We start from the raw sequence: 18,093 nt of genomic DNA on the forward strand, positions 1-18,093 counted from the left end.
CCTAAGTCTTTGGTTTATATCCGAACGCCTTTTGCGCCAGCTTCACGACAGCGGGATCGCGGTCGGGCGGGGTCATCGGAACCGCCGCCTCCAGCGTGGCCGCAACATGCGACAGCGCCGCGATCCGCGCCGCCTTCTTGTTGTTGCCGTCGATAACCTTCCACGGCGCCCAGCGCGTATCGGTGTGCGCGAACATGTCGTGCATCGCGTCCAGATAGGCGCCCCGGTGCGCGCGGTTGCGATAATCCTCGGGCCCGGTTTTCCAACGCTTCCACGGATCGTCGAGGCGGTCGGCAAGGCGCTTGTCCTGCTCGGCCTGAGTCACATGGACGAACAGCTTGACCAGATTGGTGCGGCTGCCGGTCAGCTGCGCCTCGAACTCGTTGATCTCGTCAAAGCCCTTGCGCCATTCGGCCTCGGTCGCGAACCCCTCGACCCGCTCGACAAGGACGCGGCCGTACCAGCTCCTGTCAAAGATCGAGATGTCGCAATTGCCAGGCAGGCGGGTCCAGAAACGCCACAGGAAATGACGCGCCTTTTCCTCGTCGGTGGGGGCGCCGATCGGCCAGACCTCGAAATAGCGGGGATCGAGCTGCGCGGTCAGGCGCTGGATGATCCCGCCTTTCCCCGCCGCGTCCCAGCCTTCGAGCATGATGATGCTGCGCTGCCCATGGGTGATGTGCGCCGCCTGGACATTTTCGAGCCGCGCCTGCAGCGCCGCCAGATCCTTGGCGTAATCGCCGTCATATTTGGCGCCGGCTTCATAGTCGGCGAGGTCGATCGTCATCCATCCATCCCCTTGGTCCGCGACCGCTGCTAACACAGCAGCGCGGTCGATGCGACGGGGTTAACCCTGAATGGCGGCAAGATCGGCGAGCAGCGCGGCGACGCGCGCGGGGTCTTCCATCGGGATGAAATGACTATGCTCGTCCCAGCGCTCGTCGCGCACCGCGCCGATATGCGCGCCGAGCCCCGGCCAGGTGGGACTTTGCGAAAAGTCCATCGAATCGCCGCGTTCGCCGCTCGGCGCGCGGATCAGCGTCACCGCCGCCGCCAGCCCCGATAGCCAGCGATAGGGGTCGATGCGCAGCGCATTCTGATAGACCGACGCCTCGAGGCGCGGCGGACAGGCCAGCTCCAACCCCGTCCCTCCGGACGCGGGCAGCAGGCCATAGCGGCAATAATCATCCAGCACCGCCGGTTGCCAATGTGCATAGGGCGGACGATCGGCGAAGCGCGCGCGCATCTGTTCTGCGCTGTCCCAATTATCGCGCCGACGCGCCACGGGATGCTCGGCGGGATCGGGGATCGGCAGCGCATCCTGACCCTCATAAAGGTCGGGCGCCATGATGACCGGATCGATCAGGACAAGGTGACGAAAGGCATCGGGCCGCTGCGCCGACAGACGGGTCAGCGCATGCCCGCCCATGCTGTGCCCGCACCCGATCAGCGGCGTTCCGGCAAAGCGATCGATGAGCGGCAACAGCGCGTCGCCGGTCGCGCCCCAATCGGCGAGCGTCGCGGGGCGATAGCTGCGCCCATGCCCGCGATGATCGGGCGCGATGACATGCGTGCCTTGCGGCAAGGCGGCGACGACCTGGTCCCACAGCCGCGCATGAAATCCCGTCGCATGAAGCAGCAGCAGCGACGGCCCCGCCCCCGCGGTCCCCCATTCGAACCAGCAGATGTCGCCTTCCGGCGTAGCGAGCCGGTGTTCGCGCGGCCCGTTCATCGGGTCAGCTCTTCGGCCCGTCCACCAGACGGATATGCAATTCCTTGAGCTGCTTCTCGGAGACCGGTGCCGGTGCGCCCATCATCAGATCTTCGGCCTTTTGCGTCATCGGGAAGACAATCACCTCGCGAATGTTCGGCTCGTCGGCGAGCAGCATCACGATGCGGTCGACGCCCGGCGCCGAACCGCCATGCGGCGGCGCACCGAACTTGAAGGCGTTGATCATGCCCGCGAAATTGGTGTCGACATCCTGCTGGCTGTAGCCCGCAATCTCGAACGCCTTGTACATGATATCGGGGCGGTGGTTCCGGATCGCCCCCGACGACAGTTCGACGCCGTTGCAGACGATGTCATATTGATAGGCGAGGATGTCGAGCGGGTCCTTGGTTTCCAGCGCCTCCATCTCGCCCTGCGGCATCGAGAAGGGATTGTGGCTGAAATCGATCTTGCCGGTTTCCTCGTCGGCCTCGAACATCGGGAAATCGACGATCCAGCAGAATTCGAAGCGGCTCTTGTCGATAAGATCAAGCTGTTCGGCGACGCGGGTGCGTGCAAGACCGGCGAGCTTCGCCGCCTTGGCTTCCGGGCCCGCGGCGAAGAAGATGCCGTCGTTCGGGCCGAGACCCATCGCATCGGCGATTGCCTTCATGCCTTCCTGGCCGTGGTTGTTGGCGATCGGGCCGCCGAACACGCCGTCTTTCTGCGTCGCATAGCCCAGCCCCGGAAAACCCTCGGACTGCGCCCAGCTGTTCATTTCGTCGAAGAATTTGCGGCTCTTCTCGTGCGTTTCGGGCGCGGCAACGGCGCGGACGACCTGCCCTTCCTCGACCATCGAGGCGAAGCGGCCGAAGCCCGAGCCCTTGAAGAAATCGCCCACGTCATTGACGAGCAGCGGGTTGCGCAGGTCGGGCTTGTCGCTGCCATATTTCAGCATCGATTCGCGGTAGGGAATGCGCTGGAACGGCAGCGGCGACACGGTGCGGCCCTTGCCGTCGAAATCGGCGAACTCCTCGAACACGCCGTGCAAGACGGGTTCGATGGCGTTGAAGACGTCGTCCTGCGTGACGAAGCTCATCTCGAAATCGAGCTGGTAGAATTCGCCCGGCGAACGGTCGGCGCGCGCATCCTCGTCGCGGAAACAGGGTGCGATCTGGAAATAGCGATCGAAGCCCGCAACCATCAGCAGCTGCTTGAACATCTGCGGCGCCTGCGGCAGCGCATAGAATTTACCGGGGTGGACGCGGCTGGGCACCAGATAGTCGCGCGCGCCCTCGGGGCTGCTCGCGGTCAGGATCGGGGTCTGGAACTCGGTGAAGCCCTGGTCGATCATACGGCGGCGCAGCGACGAAATGACGTTCGAGCGCAGCACGATATTCTTGTGCAGCCGTTCGCGGCGGAGATCGAGGAAGCGGTTGGTGAGGCGGATTTCTTCGGGATATTCGGCCTCGCCGAACACCGGCAGCGGCAGGCGGTCGGCCGCCGACTGCACTGTCACCGCGCTCGGATAGATTTCGATCTCGCCGGTCGCAAGCTTGGGGTTCAGCGTCTCGGGCGACCGCGCGGCGACCTTGCCGGTGAAGGTCAGGACGGACTCGGGGCCGACGCCATTGACCGTCGGATACAGGTCCGAATCCGTCTCCACCACGATCTGGGTGATGCCATAATGGTCGCGAAGATCGACGAAGAGCACATTCGCATGCTCACGCGTCCGGTGCACCCACCCCGAAAGACGGACTTCCTCGCCGACGTTGGCGGCGCGAAGGTCGGCGCATGTGTGGGTGCGATAGGCGTGCATTATGTTCGTCTTTCAAATGTCCGGGGAGGCGCGCCGGAAAACGTGCCAATATGGCCGCGCCTAAGGCAGGTCGCGGGGCCTTTTGTCAAGGGTGGACCCGCGATTCGCCCCGAACGGCGCCGCCCATGTCCCTGCGATGAACAGCGGTAAATTTTCCTGACGATTATGCTGCGGGCGCTGTATAGGCTCCCCATGCAAATTCATCCGTTAATCGAGTCCAGCGAAGCGCTTCACCAGTTTGTCGACCTGATCAAGGGCAGCGACTTCATCGCCGTCGACACCGAATTCATGCGCGAAAACACCTTCTGGCCCGAACTCTGCCTGATCCAGGTGGCCGATGCACACCACGCCGCCGCCGTCGATCCGATGGCGCCGGGCATCGACCTCGCCCCGCTGCTCGACCTGCTCGTCGACAATGAAGATGTGCTCAAGGTCTTCCACGCGGGCGGGCAGGATGTCGAAATCATCTTCAACCTGACCGGCAAGACGCCGCACCCGATCTTCGACACCCAGATCGGCCAGATGGCGCTCGGTCAGGCCGAACAGGTCGGTTATTCGAATCTCGTCGAGGCCTGGCTCGGCCTGCAGCTCGACAAGGGCGCGCGCTTTACCGACTGGAGCCGCCGGCCGCTCGACAAGCGGCAGATCGACTACGCGATCGGCGACGTCACCCATCTGGCCAAAATTTTCCCGATGATGCTCAAAAAGCTCATCAAGACGGGCCGCGGCCACTGGCTCGACGAGGAAATGGAAAAGCTCGCCGATCCGTCCAACTATGCGATCGACCCCGAAAAGGCGTGGCAGCGGATCAAGGTGCCGTCGCGCAAGCTGGACGCGCTCGGCCGGCTCAAGGCTCTCGCCGCATGGCGCGAGCGCGAGGCGCGCAACAAGAATCTGCCGCGCGGACGCATTGTCAAGGACGAGACGCTCGCCGACCTTGCCGCGCATCCGCCGAAAAATCAGGACGGCCTCGGCAGCGTGCGCGGCCTGTCGGCGACATGGCGGTCGAACGACATCGGCGGGCGGCTGATGGACGCGCTCGCGAGCGCTAAGCCGTTGCCCAAGGACGACATGCCCGACCGCGCCCCGCGCGGTCCGGGGCTGGGCAAGGAAGGCGCGCTCGTCGCCGATCTGCTCAAGCTGCTGCTCAAGATTCGCTCGCGCGAACTCAATGCCGCGGCGCGGCTCATCGCGCGCAGCGACGATCTCGAAGCGCTCGCGGCCGGGCGCCGTGACGATATCCCGATGATGAAGGGCTGGCGCTACGACGTGTTCGGCCACGCCGCGCTCGACCTTGTCGAAGGCCGCGTCGGCTTTGCGGTCAAGAACGGCAAGCTGGTAATGAGCGAGATCGAAGCCCCCGCTCCGGCCGAAACCGACGCCTGAGGGCGCACCTGCGCGCCCTCCCATTCTGTTCAGAGCAGCACCAGCTCCGGTTTGACTCCGAACGCCTGCGCCAGCGCACGCAGGCGCCGGTCGACCGATTCGCCCGCCAGATGATGCCAGCCGGGATCGAGGCTGAGCCGCAGCTTGCCGTCGTCGAGTGCGATGGCGCTCGCCTTGAGCGGCGCCTCCACCCCGCCGGTGAGCCGCTGCGCCAGCCGGATGGCAAGCCCCCACTGCCGCGCCCGGTCGATGCGGTCCGCAGGAACGAGGCTGGTCATCGCGGGAAAATCGATGTCGGCGCCGCCGAACCCGGCGTGCAGGGCGCGCGCGAGCAGGATGCGGCCGGGAATGTCGATGCTGCGCCAGTTGCCGTGCAGCCCGATCTCGGTCCCGCGTTCGGCACGGAAATCGGGGTTTGCCGACCAGGCGACATCGCTGAGCAGGCTGGCGGCGAGCCGGATGCGGCTGTCGCTCGCCTCCTCATTGGCGAACAGCGGCGCGATCCACTCGGCGATCGCGCGGCCGTGCGGGGCGAAGCGAGCAAGTCGTCGTCCCTCGAACTCCGCCGCGACGATCAGCGGATCCTGCGCCCGGGTCGCGGGGTCGAGCGCCTGATAGAGCAACCCTTCGCGCAGCCCCGATGAGGAGACGGTCATCTCGGGCACGTCGATGATATTGACCAGCGCCGCGAGCAGCGCCGCGGCATCGGGGAGCGTTGCAGCGCGGTTCGACGCCATCCCCGGTATCGCGCGCAACTCCTCGAAACTCATCCGTTTTGTCGCGCGCAGCAGCCGGCGCAGCGCGGCGCGCGGCATCACATGATGGTCGAGCACCGGCAGCGGGTCCTGCGTCAGTTCGATGTCGAGACGCGACAGCGCGCGCCACGATCCGCCGACAAGATAGAGCGGCAGCCCGGTCATATTGTCCGGCCAGCCCGCGCCCTTGAGCATCTTGCGCACGGATCGCTCGAAAACCTGCTGCCCCTGCTTGCGCAGCGCGGGCAGGCGCAGCACGCCGAGCGGGAAGGACACGCGCCGCCCGACGGTGCCGCCCGACACTTCGGCCAGCTCAAGGCTACCGCCGCCTAGGTCGACCGCGATACCGTGCGCGTCGGGGATTGCCGAGATGACGCCGCAGCCCGCCGCTTCGGCTTCTTCTTCGCCCGACAGCAGGCGGATCTTCAATCCCGCCTCGGCAGCACCGGCGATGAAATCGGGGCCGTTCTCTGCATCGCGCACCGCCGCGGTCGCGACGCATTGCAGGTCCTTCACCTCCATGTGCCGCGCGAGCAGCGCATAGCGGCGCAGCGCGATCAGCCCGCGTTCGGCATCTTCGGGCGCGATGCGATTGTCGATCGCGAGCCCGCGGCCCAACCCGGCCGGCACCTTTTCGTTGAAGATCACCGCGGGCGCGCGCGGCGGCCCTTCATAGACGACGAGGCGGACCGAGTTGGACCCGATATCGATGACGGCGGAACGATGGGCGGTCAGTCTGGTGGATCGGGCGATCGGCAAGTGTCAGTCTTCGCGCATGTTGAAATCGAGGGTCGGAACATCCTGCCGCTTGTGCAGCGCGGTCCCGCGCCCCGAAAGCGAGGGGTTGTTCATGAAATAATGGTGCAGGTTAAACGGCTTGTCGCCCGGATCGACGCGCACATAGGTGCCGTCGGCCTGCAGCACCCAGCTTTGTTCATTGTCGATCAGATTGGCAACGAGCACCTGATCCAATATCTGGTCGTGGACGGTCGGGTTTTCGATCGGGATCATATATTCGACGCGGCGATCGAAGTTGCGCGGCATCCAGTCAGCGCTCGAGATATAAAGCTTGGCGCGCTGGTGCGGCAGGCGCGATCCGTTGGCGAAGGCCCAGATGCGGCTATGTTCGAGGAAACGGCCGACGACCGATTTGACGCGGATCGTCTCCGACAGGCCGGGAACGCCGGGACGCAGGCAACAGATGCCGCGCACGATCAACTCGATCGGCACCCCCGCCGCGCTCGCTTCGTAAAGTTTGTCGATGATGCCGGGATCGACAAGGCTGTTCATCTTCGCCCACAGCCCCGACGGCAATCCCGCCCGCGCCGCCGCAATCTCGGCATCGACAAGCTCGCAAAGATGCGCGCGCATGTTGAGCGGCGACATCGTCACCAGCTCGAGCCGCTCGGGCTCGACATAGCCGGTGATATAATTGAACAGTTGCGCCGCATCGCGCCCTGCGCGCGGATCGGCCGTGAAGAAGCTGAGGTCGGTATAGATGCGCGCGGTGATCGGGTGGTAATTGCCCGTACCGAAGTGGCAATAGGTCCGGTACCCCTGCCCCTCGCGGCGCACGACCATCGAGATTTTGGCGTGCGTCTTCCACTCGATGAAACCGTAGACGACCTGCACCCCGGCGCGTTCGAGCTGGTTCGCCCAGAGTAGATTCTGCTCCTCGTCGAAGCGCGCCTTGAGTTCGACAACCGCCGTCACCGACTTGCCCGCCTCGGCTGCCTCGATTAGCGCGCGGATGACGGGCGACTGGTTGCCGGCACGATAGAGCGTCTGCTTGATCGCGACGACATCTGGATCGGCGGCTGCCTGCCGGAGAAAGGACACGACGACGTCGAAGCTTTCATAGGGGTGATGGACGACGATGTCCTTGGACCGGATCGCCGCGAAACAATCGCCGCCATGTTCGCGGATGCGTTCCGGAAAACGCGGCGAATAGGCCGGGAATTTCAGGTCGGGGCGATCGACATCGACCAGCGCAGACAGCGCCGCGAGCCCTACGAAACCGCCGATCTTCGCCACGATCGCTTCATGCCCCTGAATATCGGCGTTGAGCACTGCGGCCAGTTCGGCCGGCATGTCGGCCTCGAGTTCGAGCAGGATCACCCGCCCGCGCCGGCGGCGGCGGATCGCGGTGCGGAACAGGCGCACCAGATCCTCGGCCTCTTCCTCGATTTCGATGTCGCTGTCGCGGATGATGCGGAACACGCCGATCGAGCGGCTCGTATAGCCGGGGAAAATCAGGTCGGCGAACAGTTCGACCAGATATTCGATCGGCACGAAGCTCGTCGCCTCGCCCGGTACCGGTACCAGTCGCGGCAGCGAAGCGGGGATCATCACCAGTTCGCGCACCGTGTCGCCCGTCGCCTGGCGCTGGAGATCGAAGATCACGCCAAGGCCGCGGTTGGGGATGAAGGGAAAGGGGTGCGCAGGATCGAGCACCTGCGGCGTCAGGATCGGGAATATCTGTTCGCTGAAATATTGGCGGAGCGAAGCGCGCAGTCGCTCGCGCTCCGACCCGGCGCCATGAACGATGACCCCTTGTTCGGCGAGCAGACCGTGCAGCTTCTGCCACTCGCTCTGCTGTTCGTCGACGAGCCGGTTCACCTCGGCCTCGATCTCGGCGAGCTGCTGCCCCGGCGAGCGGCCGTCGGCCGACGGATCGTCGATCCCCTGAAGCTGCTGCCCCTTCAGGCCGGCGACGCGGACCATGAAGAATTCGTCGAGATTGCTCCCCGAAATCGACAGGAAGCGCAGCCGCTCGAGCAAGGGATGCGCCGGATTGCGCGCCTCCTCCATCACCCGCCGGTTGAAGGCGAGCCACGACAGTTCGCGGTTGAAAAAGCGGTCGGGGTTCTTCTTGTCGAAGTCCGGAACCACTGGATCATTATCGGCGCGAAGGGGCTGACCGGTTATCGACATGTGCCTGTTTCCTGCCTTTCGAGCAAATCGGGATCGATGAGCCCCTGTGACAGTAATGTTTCACGCGTAAGACGAATGCTAATGGCGCGCCCTTTTTCGAGCGATGCCGCGTCGAGCGCCGCAACGACGCGGTGGATCATCGCATAGCTGCGCTCCATCCGCGGCACGACATAGGCGGCGACGTCGGGCGAAATCGCCATCCCGCGCTGGGCAAAAAGTGCGTCGATCAGGTCGCGTGCCAGGCAATCGTCGGGCTCGCCGATCGTCAGCACCGGCACTGCGCGCAACCGCGAAGCAAGGTCGGGAAGCGCGATCGCCCATTCGGACGGCGGCGCATCGGCAATGATGAGCAGAGGCGTTCCCGACGCCTGCGCCGCGTTCCAGGCGTGGAAAATCTCCTCTTCGGACACGCTGGCATGACCATCGATCACGCGCCCGCCCGATTCGCGTGCGAACAGCCGCCCCATCAGGCTGCGCCCCGATCCGCGCGGCCCGGTCAGCACCGCAGTGCGCACCGGCCAGGTCGCGACATGGCGCAGATAGCGCACCGCGTCGGCGTTGCTCGTCCCGACGATCAGCGGACCGTCATTGGCGCCGCCCGCGCTCCAGTCGAGCGGCAGCGCGATCTGTCCCGAACCACGAGGCATCAGCGACTGATCCTGAGCTGGCCGCCGCCTTCCTGCACCTTGAAACCGCGCGCCGCGAGCGCCGCCTTCAGTGCGCCGACGTCGCCGCGGAAGGTGACGCGCATCACCGACATGCCGCCGAGCGCGAGACTGCTCGTCGCGGCCGACTGGACTCCCGAAATGCCGCCCACGGCGCGTTCGGTCGCCGAAACCGATTCGACGTCGGGTGATGCATATTGGACCGTGAAGGTCTGCAGCCCCGCAGGCGCCGTCGTCGGCAGGCTGGTGTCGGTCTCGCCGGCCACCACAGTCTCGTCAGTCGCCACCTCTTCGGGCAGATCCTCCTTCTCGACCGGCTTTTCGAGCACGAGATAGGCGTCGGTGCGCAGCTGTCCGGCGGCGAGCGCCTGCGTGTAGAGCGCATCCATCCGTGCCACCGCCTTTTCCATCATGTCGGGAATCGCGGCGGCGTTGGGCGCGGTCATCGTGAAAGCGCCGATCAGGCGGTTGTCGGGACTGTAGCGCGCGGCGAAATGGCCCGTCACCGGTCCGCCGGGATAGCTGTATTCGACCCGCGCGATCGGAATCAGCACGTCGGCTGCGCCATATTGGTCGAGGATGACGCGCCACCAGACGCGGCCGCGCCGTCCGGTCTGCCCCGGATTGAGCAGCAGCGTGTCGGCGCCGGTGCCCGCGGTGCGGACATAGTCGATCGCGCTCTGCCCGGTATTATATTCGGCCCAGGCGCGCTGCCACGCGCTGCGCTGTTCGAATACCTGCTGAATGCCGTCGATCGAATAGACGGGAATCACCAGCAGCGGCGGCGAACGCAGGGTGCGGCCGCTGACGCCGAGGATCTGCCCGGCACGGACGCGGTCGAACTGGACGCCCAGCGTCGCGACATAGCGGCGCGGCCCGACCTGTTCCTTTTCCACCACGATCGCGGTGACGATGCCGTCGAGTACCGAATCGGACAGCGCCGGACCGTCGCTGCCGTTGGTCTTGCGATAGAGTTGCTGCCACCCCTTGCGCTGCGCCTCGCGCCATCCCTTTTCGCGCGCATCCTCCGGATTGTCGCCGGTGACGTCGATCGCGATGCCGCTCGCCAGAAAATCGCCGCTGCTGTTGATCGGCGTGATCCCGCGGTCGCCATGCGCGATCTGCCCCTGGACGACGCCGACGACAAGAATCAGCGTGAGGAAGCCGAGCAGGACGGCAAGCCGCCGGTCGCGGCCAAGAATTCCGCCAAGGTCGATGCGCGGAAGCGGGCGAAGGGATAGGGCGGAAATCATCTCTTCTCTGTTCTTTGCCCCGAAGTGCGGAGCCGGACAAGGAAATCATGGCATTTGTCGGCCGGAAGCGTTAGTCGCGCGGGCCATGGATTCCAAGCACAACCCGCCCGACGGCCAACCCGCCTCCTACACCTATGCGCAGGCCGGCGTCTCGATAGAGACCGGCAATGCGCTGGTCCGGGCCATCGCCCCGCTTGCCCGCGCAACACGCCGCCCCGGCGCCGATGCCGACCTCGGCGGCTTTGGCGGCTTTTTCGACCTGAAAGCGGCGGGGTTCGACGATCCGCTGCTCGTCGCCGCGAACGATGGCGTGGGCACCAAGCTCAAACTCGCGATCGACGCGGGCAAGCATAACGGCGTCGGCATCGACCTCGTTGCCATGTGCGCCAACGACCTCATCGTGCAGGGCGCCGAGCCGCTGTTCTTCCTCGACTATTATGCCACCGGCAAGCTCGACAATGCGATCGCGACCGAAGTGGTCGCCAGCATCGCGGAGGGCTGCAAGCAGGCGGGCTGCGCGCTGATCGGCGGCGAAACTGCCGAGATGCCGGGGATGTATTCGGACGGCGACTATGATCTTGCGGGCTTTTGCGTCGGCGCGGTCGAGCGCGACCAGGTACTCACCGCCGACAAGGTCGCGGCGGGCGACGTGATCCTCGGCCTCGCTTCGTCGGGGGTGCATTCGAACGGCTTTTCGCTCGTGCGCCGCCTCGCCGCCGACAAGGGCTGGAAGCTCGACCGCCCGGCGCTGTTCGATCAGACCGTCCTGCTGATCGACGCGCTGATGGCGCCGACGCGCATCTATGTGAAAAGCCTCCTGCCGCTCGTGAAGACCGGCAAGGTCCATGCGCTCGCGCACATCACCGGCGGCGGCCTGCTCGAAAATATCCCCCGCGTGCTGCCCAAAACGCTCCACGCGCATATCGATGCCGACGCCTGGGACCAGCCGCGGCTGATGGCGTTCCTGCAGGCGCAGGGCAATATCGAGCCCGAAGAAATGGCGCGCACTTTCAACTGCGGGATCGGCATGGCAGTCGTCGTCGCCGAACGCGACGTCGCGGCCGCGACCGAAACGCTCGAAGCAGCCGGCGAAACCGTCCACCGCATCGGCCACATCGCGGCGGGCGAAAAGGGCTGCACCGTGTCGGGCGGCGCGGAAACGTGGAGCGCGATGGGTGCGTGGAGCGCCACGCACCACGGCTGACGCACATTTCCGTTCGCCCTGAGCTTGTCGAAGGGCCGTCCTTCCCTTTGGACCTTGAAAGAGAAGAACAGTGCTTCGACAAGCTCAGCACGAACGGATTGAAAGGGTGGCGCCGTGATGAAAGCGAAAGTCGCGGTCCTCATCTCGGGCGCCGGGACAAATATGGCGGCGCTGCTCTATGCCGCAAAGGCCGCCGGCTGCCCTTATGAACTGGTGCTGGTCGCGAGCAACAACCCGGAAGCGCCGGGCCTCGCGCTCGCCGCTGCCGAAGGCATTGCGATCTGGGCGCAATCGCACAAGGAAATGTCGCGCGCCGCCTTCGACGCGCTGGTCGACGAACGGCTACGTGCCGCCGGCGCCGACTATGTCGCGCTTGCGGGCTATATGCGCATTCTCAGCGACGATTTCGTCGCCGGCTGGACCGACCGGATGCTCAACATCCATCCCAGTCTGTTGCCGCTCTACAAGGGGCTCGACACCCATCAGCGCGCGATCGACGCTGGCGACCGTTTCGGGGGGTGCAGCGTCCACATTGTCACGCCCGCACTCGACGATGGGCCGGTGCTGGCCCAGACCCCGGTCGCGATCGTGCCCGGCGACACCGCTGAAACATTGGCGGAACGCGTCCGTTTTGCCGAGCATCAGCTCTATCCCGCCGCGCTCGCCGCCTTCGTGACGCGCGAACGCGCACCCGACTGGCTGCTCGGCCGTGTCCGCACGCTGGCGATGGCGCTGCCCGAAGCCGACGAAGTGACGTCGCACGGCATGCCCTGTTTTGGCATCGTCAAGGGCAAGAAATTCGCCTATTTCACGCACGACCACCATGGCGACGGCAAGACCGCGCTGCTGGTCAAGATCAGCGGCGCCGACGAGCAGGCGCAGCTCATCGAACTCGACGAAGCGCGCTATTACCGCCCCGCCTATTTCGGCGACGGCTGGATCGGCATCCGCCTCGACCTCGGCGATACCGACTGGGATGCGATCGGCGACTGGCTCCGCAAGAGCTGGCTGGCGATCGCGCCGAAAAAGCTCGCGGGGCTGATGGGGGTGGCGGAGGAATTTTAGGCTCGGGCCGCAGTCAGCCAATTCGTCATCGCGAGCGGAGCGAAGCAACCCAGAGCAGATTACGCCCGCCCGGGATTGCCGCGTCGCTTCGCTCCTCGCAATGACGCCAAGGATTCCCCACCTTTCCCCTCCCCCAAAATTCGCACTGGCATTTTGCGCCAAAGCACGATGAACTGGCGGCGATGGAGTATGATTTCGCCCTGATCCTGTGGGCCGCGTACATCGCGGTCTTCATCGTCATCCTGGGCCGGATCATCCTGCGGCCGCAGCGCGAGCCCGCCTCACGGCTCGCGTGGTTGATCGCGACGATCGCGGTGCCGGTCGTCGGCATCCTCGCCTATCTGCTGCTCGGCGAGGCGCGGATCAGTGCTAAGCGCCGCGCGCGCTATGCCGCGATCGAGGCGCATCTGCCGCACCCCAGCGAGAAGGACGCCGTCCGCCGCGCGCTCGCCCGCAGCGCCTGGGCGGCGCCCTTCGTGCTCGCCGAAACGGTGAACGCGCTGCCGCCGACCGCGGGCAATCGCGCCCGTCTCGCCGCCGACAGCAACGCCGCGATCCGCGAGATGGTCGACGACATCGACAATGCGAAGTCGACCGTCCACCTCTGTTTCTATATCTGGCTCGCCGACAGTAACGGCTTCCGGATCAAGGACGCGCTGGTCCGCGCGGCCCGGCGCGGCGTGAAGGTCCGCGTCCTCGCCGACGCGCTGGGCTCGCGCGGTTTCATCCGGTCGGCCTATTGGATCGAGCTCGAAAATGCCGGGGTCGATGCGCGCATCGCGCTGCCGATCGGCGGGCTCATCTGGACGCTGATCCGCGGGCGCTTCGACCTGCGCAATCACCGCAAGCAACTCATCATCGACAATCGCATCGCCTGGTGCGGCAGCCAGAATCTCGCGGACCCCGAATTTCGCATCAAGTCGAAATATGCGCCATGGGTCGACATCATGACGCGCTGGGAAGGCCCGGTAGTGCGAGACTGCCAGTTTGTCTTTGCCGCCGACTGGGAAAGCGAGCGCGGCGACGACATCGGCGACCTTTTGCAGGACGATGCCGAGCCGCCTGCCGCCGTCGACCCGGGCATCGCGGCGCAGGTGATCGCGACCGGCCCCAATGTTCGTTATGCCGCGATGACCGCCTGTTTCACCGCGCTCATCCATTCGGCGCGGCACGAGCTGGTCGTCACCACCCCCTATTTCGTCCCCGACGAACAATTGCTCTTCGCGCTGCTCGACTGCGCGCGGCGCGGCGTCGCGACGGTGATGATCGTGCCGCACCGCAACGATAGCCGCGTCGTCGCGGGCGCGAGCCGCAGCTATTATGCCGACCTCGTCGACGCGGGGGTAAAGCTCTACGAATATCGTCCCGGCCTGCTCCACGCCAAGACGATGGTGGTCGACGGCGAAGTCGCACTGATCGGCTCCGCCAACCTCGATCGCCGCAGCTTCGAACTCAATTTCGAGAATAATATCCTGTTACGTGACAAGGCTTTCGCTACCGAACTTCGTACGCGGCAGGAAGTCTACCGCGCCGATTCGATACCCGTCGGCGCCGCCGATGTCGCATCCTTCGGCATCGTCCGGCGGCTGTGGCAAAACCTCGTCGCGACGGTCAGTCCGCTGCTCTAGCGCCAGCCGCTCCGCCACCGCCCGTTCCACCTGATTGCGGGCATGTTGACAGCGCTCCGCCCCTTCCCGAGAAGTGCGCTGCTAGATCTGGGGGATTTGACGATGGGCAAGGAATTCAATGCATTTTCGATCGTGGGCGTGGCGCTGCTGGCGACATCGGTGCCAGCTCATGCAGCGAGCGACCCTTTTATCGGCGAAGTAATGATGACAGCCGCGACCTTCTGTCCGCGCGGTTGGACCGAAGCCAATGGCCAACTTGTATCAATCAGCGAGAATATGGCGCTTTTTTCGTTGCTGGGAACGACTTATGGCGGGGATGGGAGCAAGACCTTTGCGCTCCCCGATCTGCGGGGACGCGCGCCGGTTCATGTAGGTAACGGCCGTGACGTACCGCCGCTGGTGCTCGGCCAAAAGGGCGGCAACAGCAGCGTCGCCCGCGACCCCGCGGCGTCGGGCGCAGTCAAAACGCAGCCGACACTAGCCATTCGCTACTGCGTCGCGATCCAAGGCATCTACCCGTCGCGCAACTGAAAAAGGCCGCCGGATCACTCCGGCGGCCTCTTTGGCCTTGCGGCTCGGCTGGTTCAGCCGACGATTTCTTCGGGCTTGAAGAAATAGGCGATTTCGATCGCCGCATTTTCGTCGCTGTCGCTGCCGTGTACCGTGTTCGCTTCGATGCTTTCGGCCAGCTCCTTGCGGATCGTGCCGGGGGCCGCATCCTTGGGGTTGGTAGCGCCCATCACGTCGCGGTTACGCTGCATCGCATTCTCGCCTTCGAGAACCTGGACGACGACCGGACCCGAGGTCATGAATTCGACGAGTTCGCCGAAGAAGGGGCGTTCCTTGTGGACCGCGTAAAAGCCCTCGGCCTGTTCCTTGGTCATGTGGATGCGCTTCGACGCGACGACGCGCAGGCCGGCGTCTTCCAGCATCTTGGTGACGGCGCCGGTGATGTTGCGGCGGGTCGCGTCGGGCTTGATGATCGAAAAGGTGCGGGTGACCGCCATTGGGAAAGCTCCTGCTTTATATCTTGTCGGAATGGGCGCGCCTCTAGCCGCGCTTTCGCCGCTCCGCAAGCAAAGAGCGCGGGGGCCTTTCCCGGCGCCGGATCAGCCGCCGTGGCCGTAGGTGATCGACCCGTTGACCATGTCGCCCGCCTGCGTCGCCGTGACCTGCACGCCCGACTTGCTGTCGCCAGGCCGTTCGGCGCCGAACATAGCGGTTTCGCCGGCCTTGACCTCGGTCGTGATCTTCATGCCCGCAGCCTCGGCCTGCTTGCGGAAATGCGCGATCACGTCAGCGGCCTGGCCCTTGACCTCAAAGCTCGCCATGCCGCCAGCGCCATCCTTGTTCGTCGCGGTGAAGCCGCCCGTAACCTTTGCACCCGGATAGGGCGAGAAACCGGCAGGGAATTTCGCATTGCCCGCGCCGCCGCCGAACTGCATCTCGCCATCCTCGGTCTTGATGCTGATCGTGCCATTTTCGCCGCTGGTGTCGGACGTCACCTTATAGTCGGCGGTCTTTCCGGTTTCGGGGTCGGTGTAAGTGCCGCTGGCGACTTCCTTTTCAGATTTCGACCCGCACGCCGAAAGCGTTATCGCCAGCGCGATCGCGGTGCCAAGCGTCAATGTCCTGAGTGTCGCCATAATCTACCTCCTGCTGCCCCGAATCTCTCGGCTGCTGTCCCTAGGGTGCGACCCGATTGCCGTCGGTGATCCCCCTCACAGAAGACGATCTGCCCCGGCTCGGCCAGCCTATCGCGTCACGGCCCTTCGGACCAGCGTCCGCGTTCATCCTGTTTCCAGAAGTGAATTTCTACGCCCTCGGCCGTGGTCAGCGCGCGCCAGGTCGCGCGCGCATCGTCGATGCGGCTGTTGTCGAACAACAGGAATGCGCGCTGGAACGCCAGCGCCTCTTCGCGCCATTCGCTATCGGCGAGCGCGACATGGGTGGCGCCGTTGATCGCCGGGGCGCTGAGCGTGCCCGCGAGCAGGATCGGCTCGATCGCCTCGTCCGGCGATCCCGCCGCGCCGTGCGGCAGGAAACTTGCCGGTTGCAGCGTCCACAGCGCCTCGTCAATCGCCTGCCGCTGCAACGCCGCGGCGGCGACGACGAGCAACCGGTTGCCGCCTTGCAATATGCGCGTGGCGATCGCGGGGAGCACCCGTTCGACCGGGTCGCGGGTCAGCCGATAGAAGTCGACGCGCGCCATGCTCCCCGAACCGGATCAGCCTTCGTGATTGTCGGCGATATAGCGGTCGAGCAGGCGGACGCCATAGCCCGTCGCGCCCTTCGCCCACACCGGGCCGTCCTTGTCACTCCAGGCCGTGCCGGCGATGTCGAGGTGCGCCCAGGCGACTCCGTCCTCGACGAAGCGCTTGAGGAACTGCGCCGCGGTGATCGAACCGCCTTCGCGCGGGCCGATATTCTTCATGTCGGCGATGGGACTGTCGATCAGCTTGTCATAGGCCGGCGACAGCGGAAAGCGCCACAGCTTGTTGTTCGTCGCCTCACCCGCTGCGATCAGTTTTTCAGAAAGCCCGTCGTCATTGGCGAAAATGCCCGCATATTCGTGGCCGAGCGAGATCACCATCGCGCCGGTCAGCGTCGCCAGATCGACGATGACCTTGGGCTCATAGACCTTCTGCGCCCAGGTGATCGCGTCGCACAGCACCAGCCGCCCTTCGGCGTCGGTATTGAGCACCTCGACCGTCTGGCCCGACATGGTGGTGACGATGTCGCCGGGGCGCTGCGCATTGCCGTCGGGCATATTTTCGACAAGGCCGACGATGCCGACGACATTCGCCTTGGCCTTGCGGCCCGCGATCGCTTTCATCGCGCCCGCGACGGCGCCCGCGCCGCCCATGTCCCACTTCATCATGTCCATGCCCGGGCCGGGCTTCAGGCTGATCCCGCCGGTATCGAAGGTCACGCCCTTGCCGATGAATACGACCGGCTTGTCGTCGGCATTGCCGCCGTTCCAGCGCATCGCGAGCAGCCGCGGCGGCCGCACCGACCCTTGCGCGACGCCAAGCAGCGCGCCCATGCCGAGCGCCTTCATCTGCCGTTCGTCGAGCACCTCGATCTCGACGCCAAGGTCGGCCAGATGCTGGCAGCGCTCGACGAAGCTTTCGGGATAGAGGATGTTCGGCGGCTCGGCGACCAGCGTCTGGGTCAGCGCCACGCCGTCGGCAACCGCCGAATAGCTGCCCCAGCGCGCCGAAATATCGCCCGCGGGCGACGCGATCACGATGGTTTTCAGGCTGGGCTTGGCGGTGTCGGAAAGGCGGGTGCGATAGGTGTCGATGCGCCAATCGCGCAGCTTCGCACCCATCGCGAAGGCGAGCACATCATCCTCGTCGATCTGGCCCGCGCTCGCAAAATCGACGTGCAGCACCGCCACGCCGCTCGTCTGCAGCCGCGCGGTCAGCGCGCCGCCGCCGCGCTCGAGATCATGGACCGTCCCTTCGCCGATGCCCACCAGCAGCAGCCGCGTGGCCCGGTCGCCATCGAAAGCGGCGGTTTCGGCCACCGAACCCGCGGCGCCGTCGAACCGCGCCTGCTTCGCCAGCGCGCCGAGCAACGCGCCGAGGGCGCCAGCCTCGCCCTTGCGGACCGGAAAAGCGACAACGTCGGCAGACGCATCGATTTGCGCGACAAACTGAATGTCCATCTT

16 protein-coding genes are annotated in these 18,093 nt (G+C 65.4%); 5 read left to right on the forward strand and 11 right to left on the reverse strand.

The window, feature by feature from the left end; genetic code table 11:
• Position 1 precedes the first annotated feature (1 nt).
• Genes MU856_RS09740 through aspS form a run of 3 tightly spaced genes read right to left on the reverse strand, consistent with a single transcriptional unit; the run spans position 2 to position 3,527 of the window.
• Positions 2–787, reverse strand: coding sequence for a polyphosphate kinase 2 family protein (locus tag MU856_RS09740; protein ID WP_062902774.1), 786 nt, complete (start codon positions 785–787; stop codon positions 2–4).
• 60 nt (positions 788–847) lie between these two features.
• Positions 848–1,732 carry an alpha/beta fold hydrolase gene (locus tag MU856_RS09745; RefSeq protein WP_263587453.1) on the reverse strand — a complete coding sequence of 295 codons (885 nt, stop codon included), beginning with the start codon at positions 1,730–1,732 and terminating at the stop codon, positions 848–850.
• A gap of 4 nt (positions 1,733–1,736) precedes the next feature.
• Positions 1,737–3,527: an aspartate--tRNA ligase gene (aspS, locus tag MU856_RS09750; protein ID WP_263587454.1), complete on the reverse strand. Its 1,791-nt coding sequence runs from the start codon at positions 3,525–3,527 to the stop codon at positions 1,737–1,739.
• Positions 3,528–3,719: 192 nt separating this feature from the next.
• Here aspS and rnd point away from each other — a divergent pair, with 192 nt between their 5' ends.
• Positions 3,720–4,913 carry a ribonuclease D gene (gene rnd, locus MU856_RS09755; RefSeq protein ID WP_062902777.1) on the forward strand — a complete coding sequence of 398 codons (1,194 nt, stop codon included), beginning with the start codon at positions 3,720–3,722 and terminating at the stop codon, positions 4,911–4,913.
• Between the two features lie 29 nt (positions 4,914–4,942).
• Here rnd and MU856_RS09760 read toward each other — a convergent pair whose 3' ends face one another.
• Genes MU856_RS09760 through MU856_RS09775 form a run of 4 tightly spaced genes read right to left on the reverse strand, consistent with a single transcriptional unit; the run spans position 4,943 to position 10,520 of the window.
• A complete protein-coding gene (locus MU856_RS09760; protein ID WP_062902778.1) occupies positions 4,943–6,427 on the reverse strand; it encodes a Ppx/GppA family phosphatase in 1,485 nt (494 codons plus the stop codon).
• 3 nt (positions 6,428–6,430) lie between these two features.
• Positions 6,431–8,602 carry an RNA degradosome polyphosphate kinase gene (locus tag MU856_RS09765; protein WP_234179883.1) on the reverse strand — a complete coding sequence of 724 codons (2,172 nt, stop codon included), beginning with the start codon at positions 8,600–8,602 and terminating at the stop codon, positions 6,431–6,433.
• Positions 8,593–9,249, reverse strand: a complete 657-nt coding sequence (locus MU856_RS09770; RefSeq protein WP_003047844.1) for an HdaA/DnaA family protein — start codon at positions 9,247–9,249, stop codon at positions 8,593–8,595. The genes MU856_RS09765 and MU856_RS09770 overlap by 10 nt, the downstream gene beginning before the upstream one ends.
• Complete coding sequence (locus MU856_RS09775; RefSeq protein WP_062902779.1) at positions 9,249–10,520, reverse strand: hypothetical protein; 1,272 nt, start codon at positions 10,518–10,520, stop codon at positions 9,249–9,251. Before MU856_RS09775 ends, MU856_RS09770 begins: the two co-directional genes overlap by 1 nt.
• Before the next feature lie 85 nt (positions 10,521–10,605).
• On the opposite strand from MU856_RS09775, the gene purM reads away from it, so the two are divergent.
• The 4 genes from purM to MU856_RS09795 all read left to right on the forward strand — a co-directional run bounded on the left by purM (position 10,606) and on the right by MU856_RS09795 (position 14,948).
• Complete coding sequence (purM, locus tag MU856_RS09780; RefSeq protein ID WP_263587455.1) at positions 10,606–11,724, forward strand: phosphoribosylformylglycinamidine cyclo-ligase; 1,119 nt, start codon at positions 10,606–10,608, stop codon at positions 11,722–11,724.
• 114 nt (positions 11,725–11,838) lie between these two features.
• Positions 11,839–12,789: a phosphoribosylglycinamide formyltransferase gene (gene purN / locus MU856_RS09785; RefSeq protein ID WP_062902781.1), complete on the forward strand. Its 951-nt coding sequence runs from the start codon at positions 11,839–11,841 to the stop codon at positions 12,787–12,789.
• A 182-nt stretch (positions 12,790–12,971) separates the two neighbouring features.
• A complete protein-coding gene (cls, locus tag MU856_RS09790; RefSeq protein WP_263587456.1) occupies positions 12,972–14,417 on the forward strand; it encodes a cardiolipin synthase in 1,446 nt (481 codons plus the stop codon).
• Between the two features lie 102 nt (positions 14,418–14,519).
• Positions 14,520–14,948 carry a phage tail protein gene (locus tag MU856_RS09795; protein WP_062902783.1) on the forward strand — a complete coding sequence of 143 codons (429 nt, stop codon included), beginning with the start codon at positions 14,520–14,522 and terminating at the stop codon, positions 14,946–14,948.
• Positions 14,949–15,001: 53 nt separating this feature from the next.
• Here MU856_RS09795 and ndk read toward each other — a convergent pair whose 3' ends face one another.
• The 4 genes from ndk to MU856_RS09815 form a co-directional block, all read right to left on the reverse strand.
• A complete protein-coding gene (gene ndk, locus MU856_RS09800; RefSeq protein ID WP_003047863.1) occupies positions 15,002–15,424 on the reverse strand; it encodes a nucleoside-diphosphate kinase in 423 nt (140 codons plus the stop codon).
• A 102-nt stretch (positions 15,425–15,526) separates the two neighbouring features.
• The gene (locus tag MU856_RS09805) at positions 15,527–16,063 is read right to left on the reverse strand and encodes a hypothetical protein (RefSeq protein ID WP_186402327.1); all 537 of its coding nucleotides are present in this window, start codon (positions 16,061–16,063) and stop codon (positions 15,527–15,529) included.
• A 116-nt stretch (positions 16,064–16,179) separates the two neighbouring features.
• Positions 16,180–16,629 carry a DNA polymerase III subunit chi gene (locus tag MU856_RS09810; RefSeq protein WP_263587457.1) on the reverse strand — a complete coding sequence of 150 codons (450 nt, stop codon included), beginning with the start codon at positions 16,627–16,629 and terminating at the stop codon, positions 16,180–16,182.
• Positions 16,630–16,644: 15 nt separating this feature from the next.
• Positions 16,645–18,090 carry a leucyl aminopeptidase gene (locus MU856_RS09815; RefSeq protein ID WP_062902786.1) on the reverse strand — a complete coding sequence of 482 codons (1,446 nt, stop codon included), beginning with the start codon at positions 18,088–18,090 and terminating at the stop codon, positions 16,645–16,647.
• Between the last annotated feature and the right edge of the window lie 3 nt (positions 18,091–18,093).

The sequence above is a fragment of the Sphingopyxis sp. GC21 genome, from assembly GCF_025727575.1.
Classification (GTDB): domain Bacteria; phylum Pseudomonadota; class Alphaproteobacteria; order Sphingomonadales; family Sphingomonadaceae; genus Sphingopyxis; species Sphingopyxis terrae_A.

Excerpts from the sequence above, each read along its gene's own strand:
- MU856_RS09740 (WP_062902774.1), bottom strand. The coding sequence starts at position 787 with ATGACGATCGACCTCGCCGACTATGAAGCCGGCGCCAAATATGACGGC.
- MU856_RS09745 (WP_263587453.1), bottom strand. The coding sequence starts at position 1,732 with ATGAACGGGCCGCGCGAACACCGGCTCGCTACGCCGGAAGGCGACATC.
- aspS (WP_263587454.1), bottom strand. The coding sequence starts at position 3,527 with ATGCACGCCTATCGCACCCACACATGCGCCGACCTTCGCGCCGCCAAC.
- rnd (WP_062902777.1), top strand. The coding sequence starts at position 3,720 with ATGCAAATTCATCCGTTAATCGAGTCCAGCGAAGCGCTTCACCAGTTT.
- MU856_RS09765 (WP_234179883.1), bottom strand. The coding sequence starts at position 8,602 with ATGTCGATAACCGGTCAGCCCCTTCGCGCCGATAATGATCCAGTGGTT.
- MU856_RS09770 (WP_003047844.1), bottom strand. The coding sequence starts at position 9,249 with ATGCCTCGTGGTTCGGGACAGATCGCGCTGCCGCTCGACTGGAGCGCG.
- MU856_RS09775 (WP_062902779.1), bottom strand. The coding sequence starts at position 10,520 with ATGATTTCCGCCCTATCCCTTCGCCCGCTTCCGCGCATCGACCTTGGC.
- purM (WP_263587455.1), top strand. The coding sequence starts at position 10,606 with ATGGATTCCAAGCACAACCCGCCCGACGGCCAACCCGCCTCCTACACC.
- cls (WP_263587456.1), top strand. The coding sequence starts at position 12,972 with ATGGAGTATGATTTCGCCCTGATCCTGTGGGCCGCGTACATCGCGGTC.
- MU856_RS09795 (WP_062902783.1), top strand. The coding sequence starts at position 14,520 with ATGGGCAAGGAATTCAATGCATTTTCGATCGTGGGCGTGGCGCTGCTG.
- ndk (WP_003047863.1), bottom strand. The coding sequence starts at position 15,424 with ATGGCGGTCACCCGCACCTTTTCGATCATCAAGCCCGACGCGACCCGC.
- MU856_RS09805 (WP_186402327.1), bottom strand. The coding sequence starts at position 16,063 with ATGGCGACACTCAGGACATTGACGCTTGGCACCGCGATCGCGCTGGCG.
- MU856_RS09810 (WP_263587457.1), bottom strand. The coding sequence starts at position 16,629 with ATGGCGCGCGTCGACTTCTATCGGCTGACCCGCGACCCGGTCGAACGG.
- MU856_RS09815 (WP_062902786.1), bottom strand. The coding sequence starts at position 18,090 with ATGGACATTCAGTTTGTCGCGCAAATCGATGCGTCTGCCGACGTTGTC.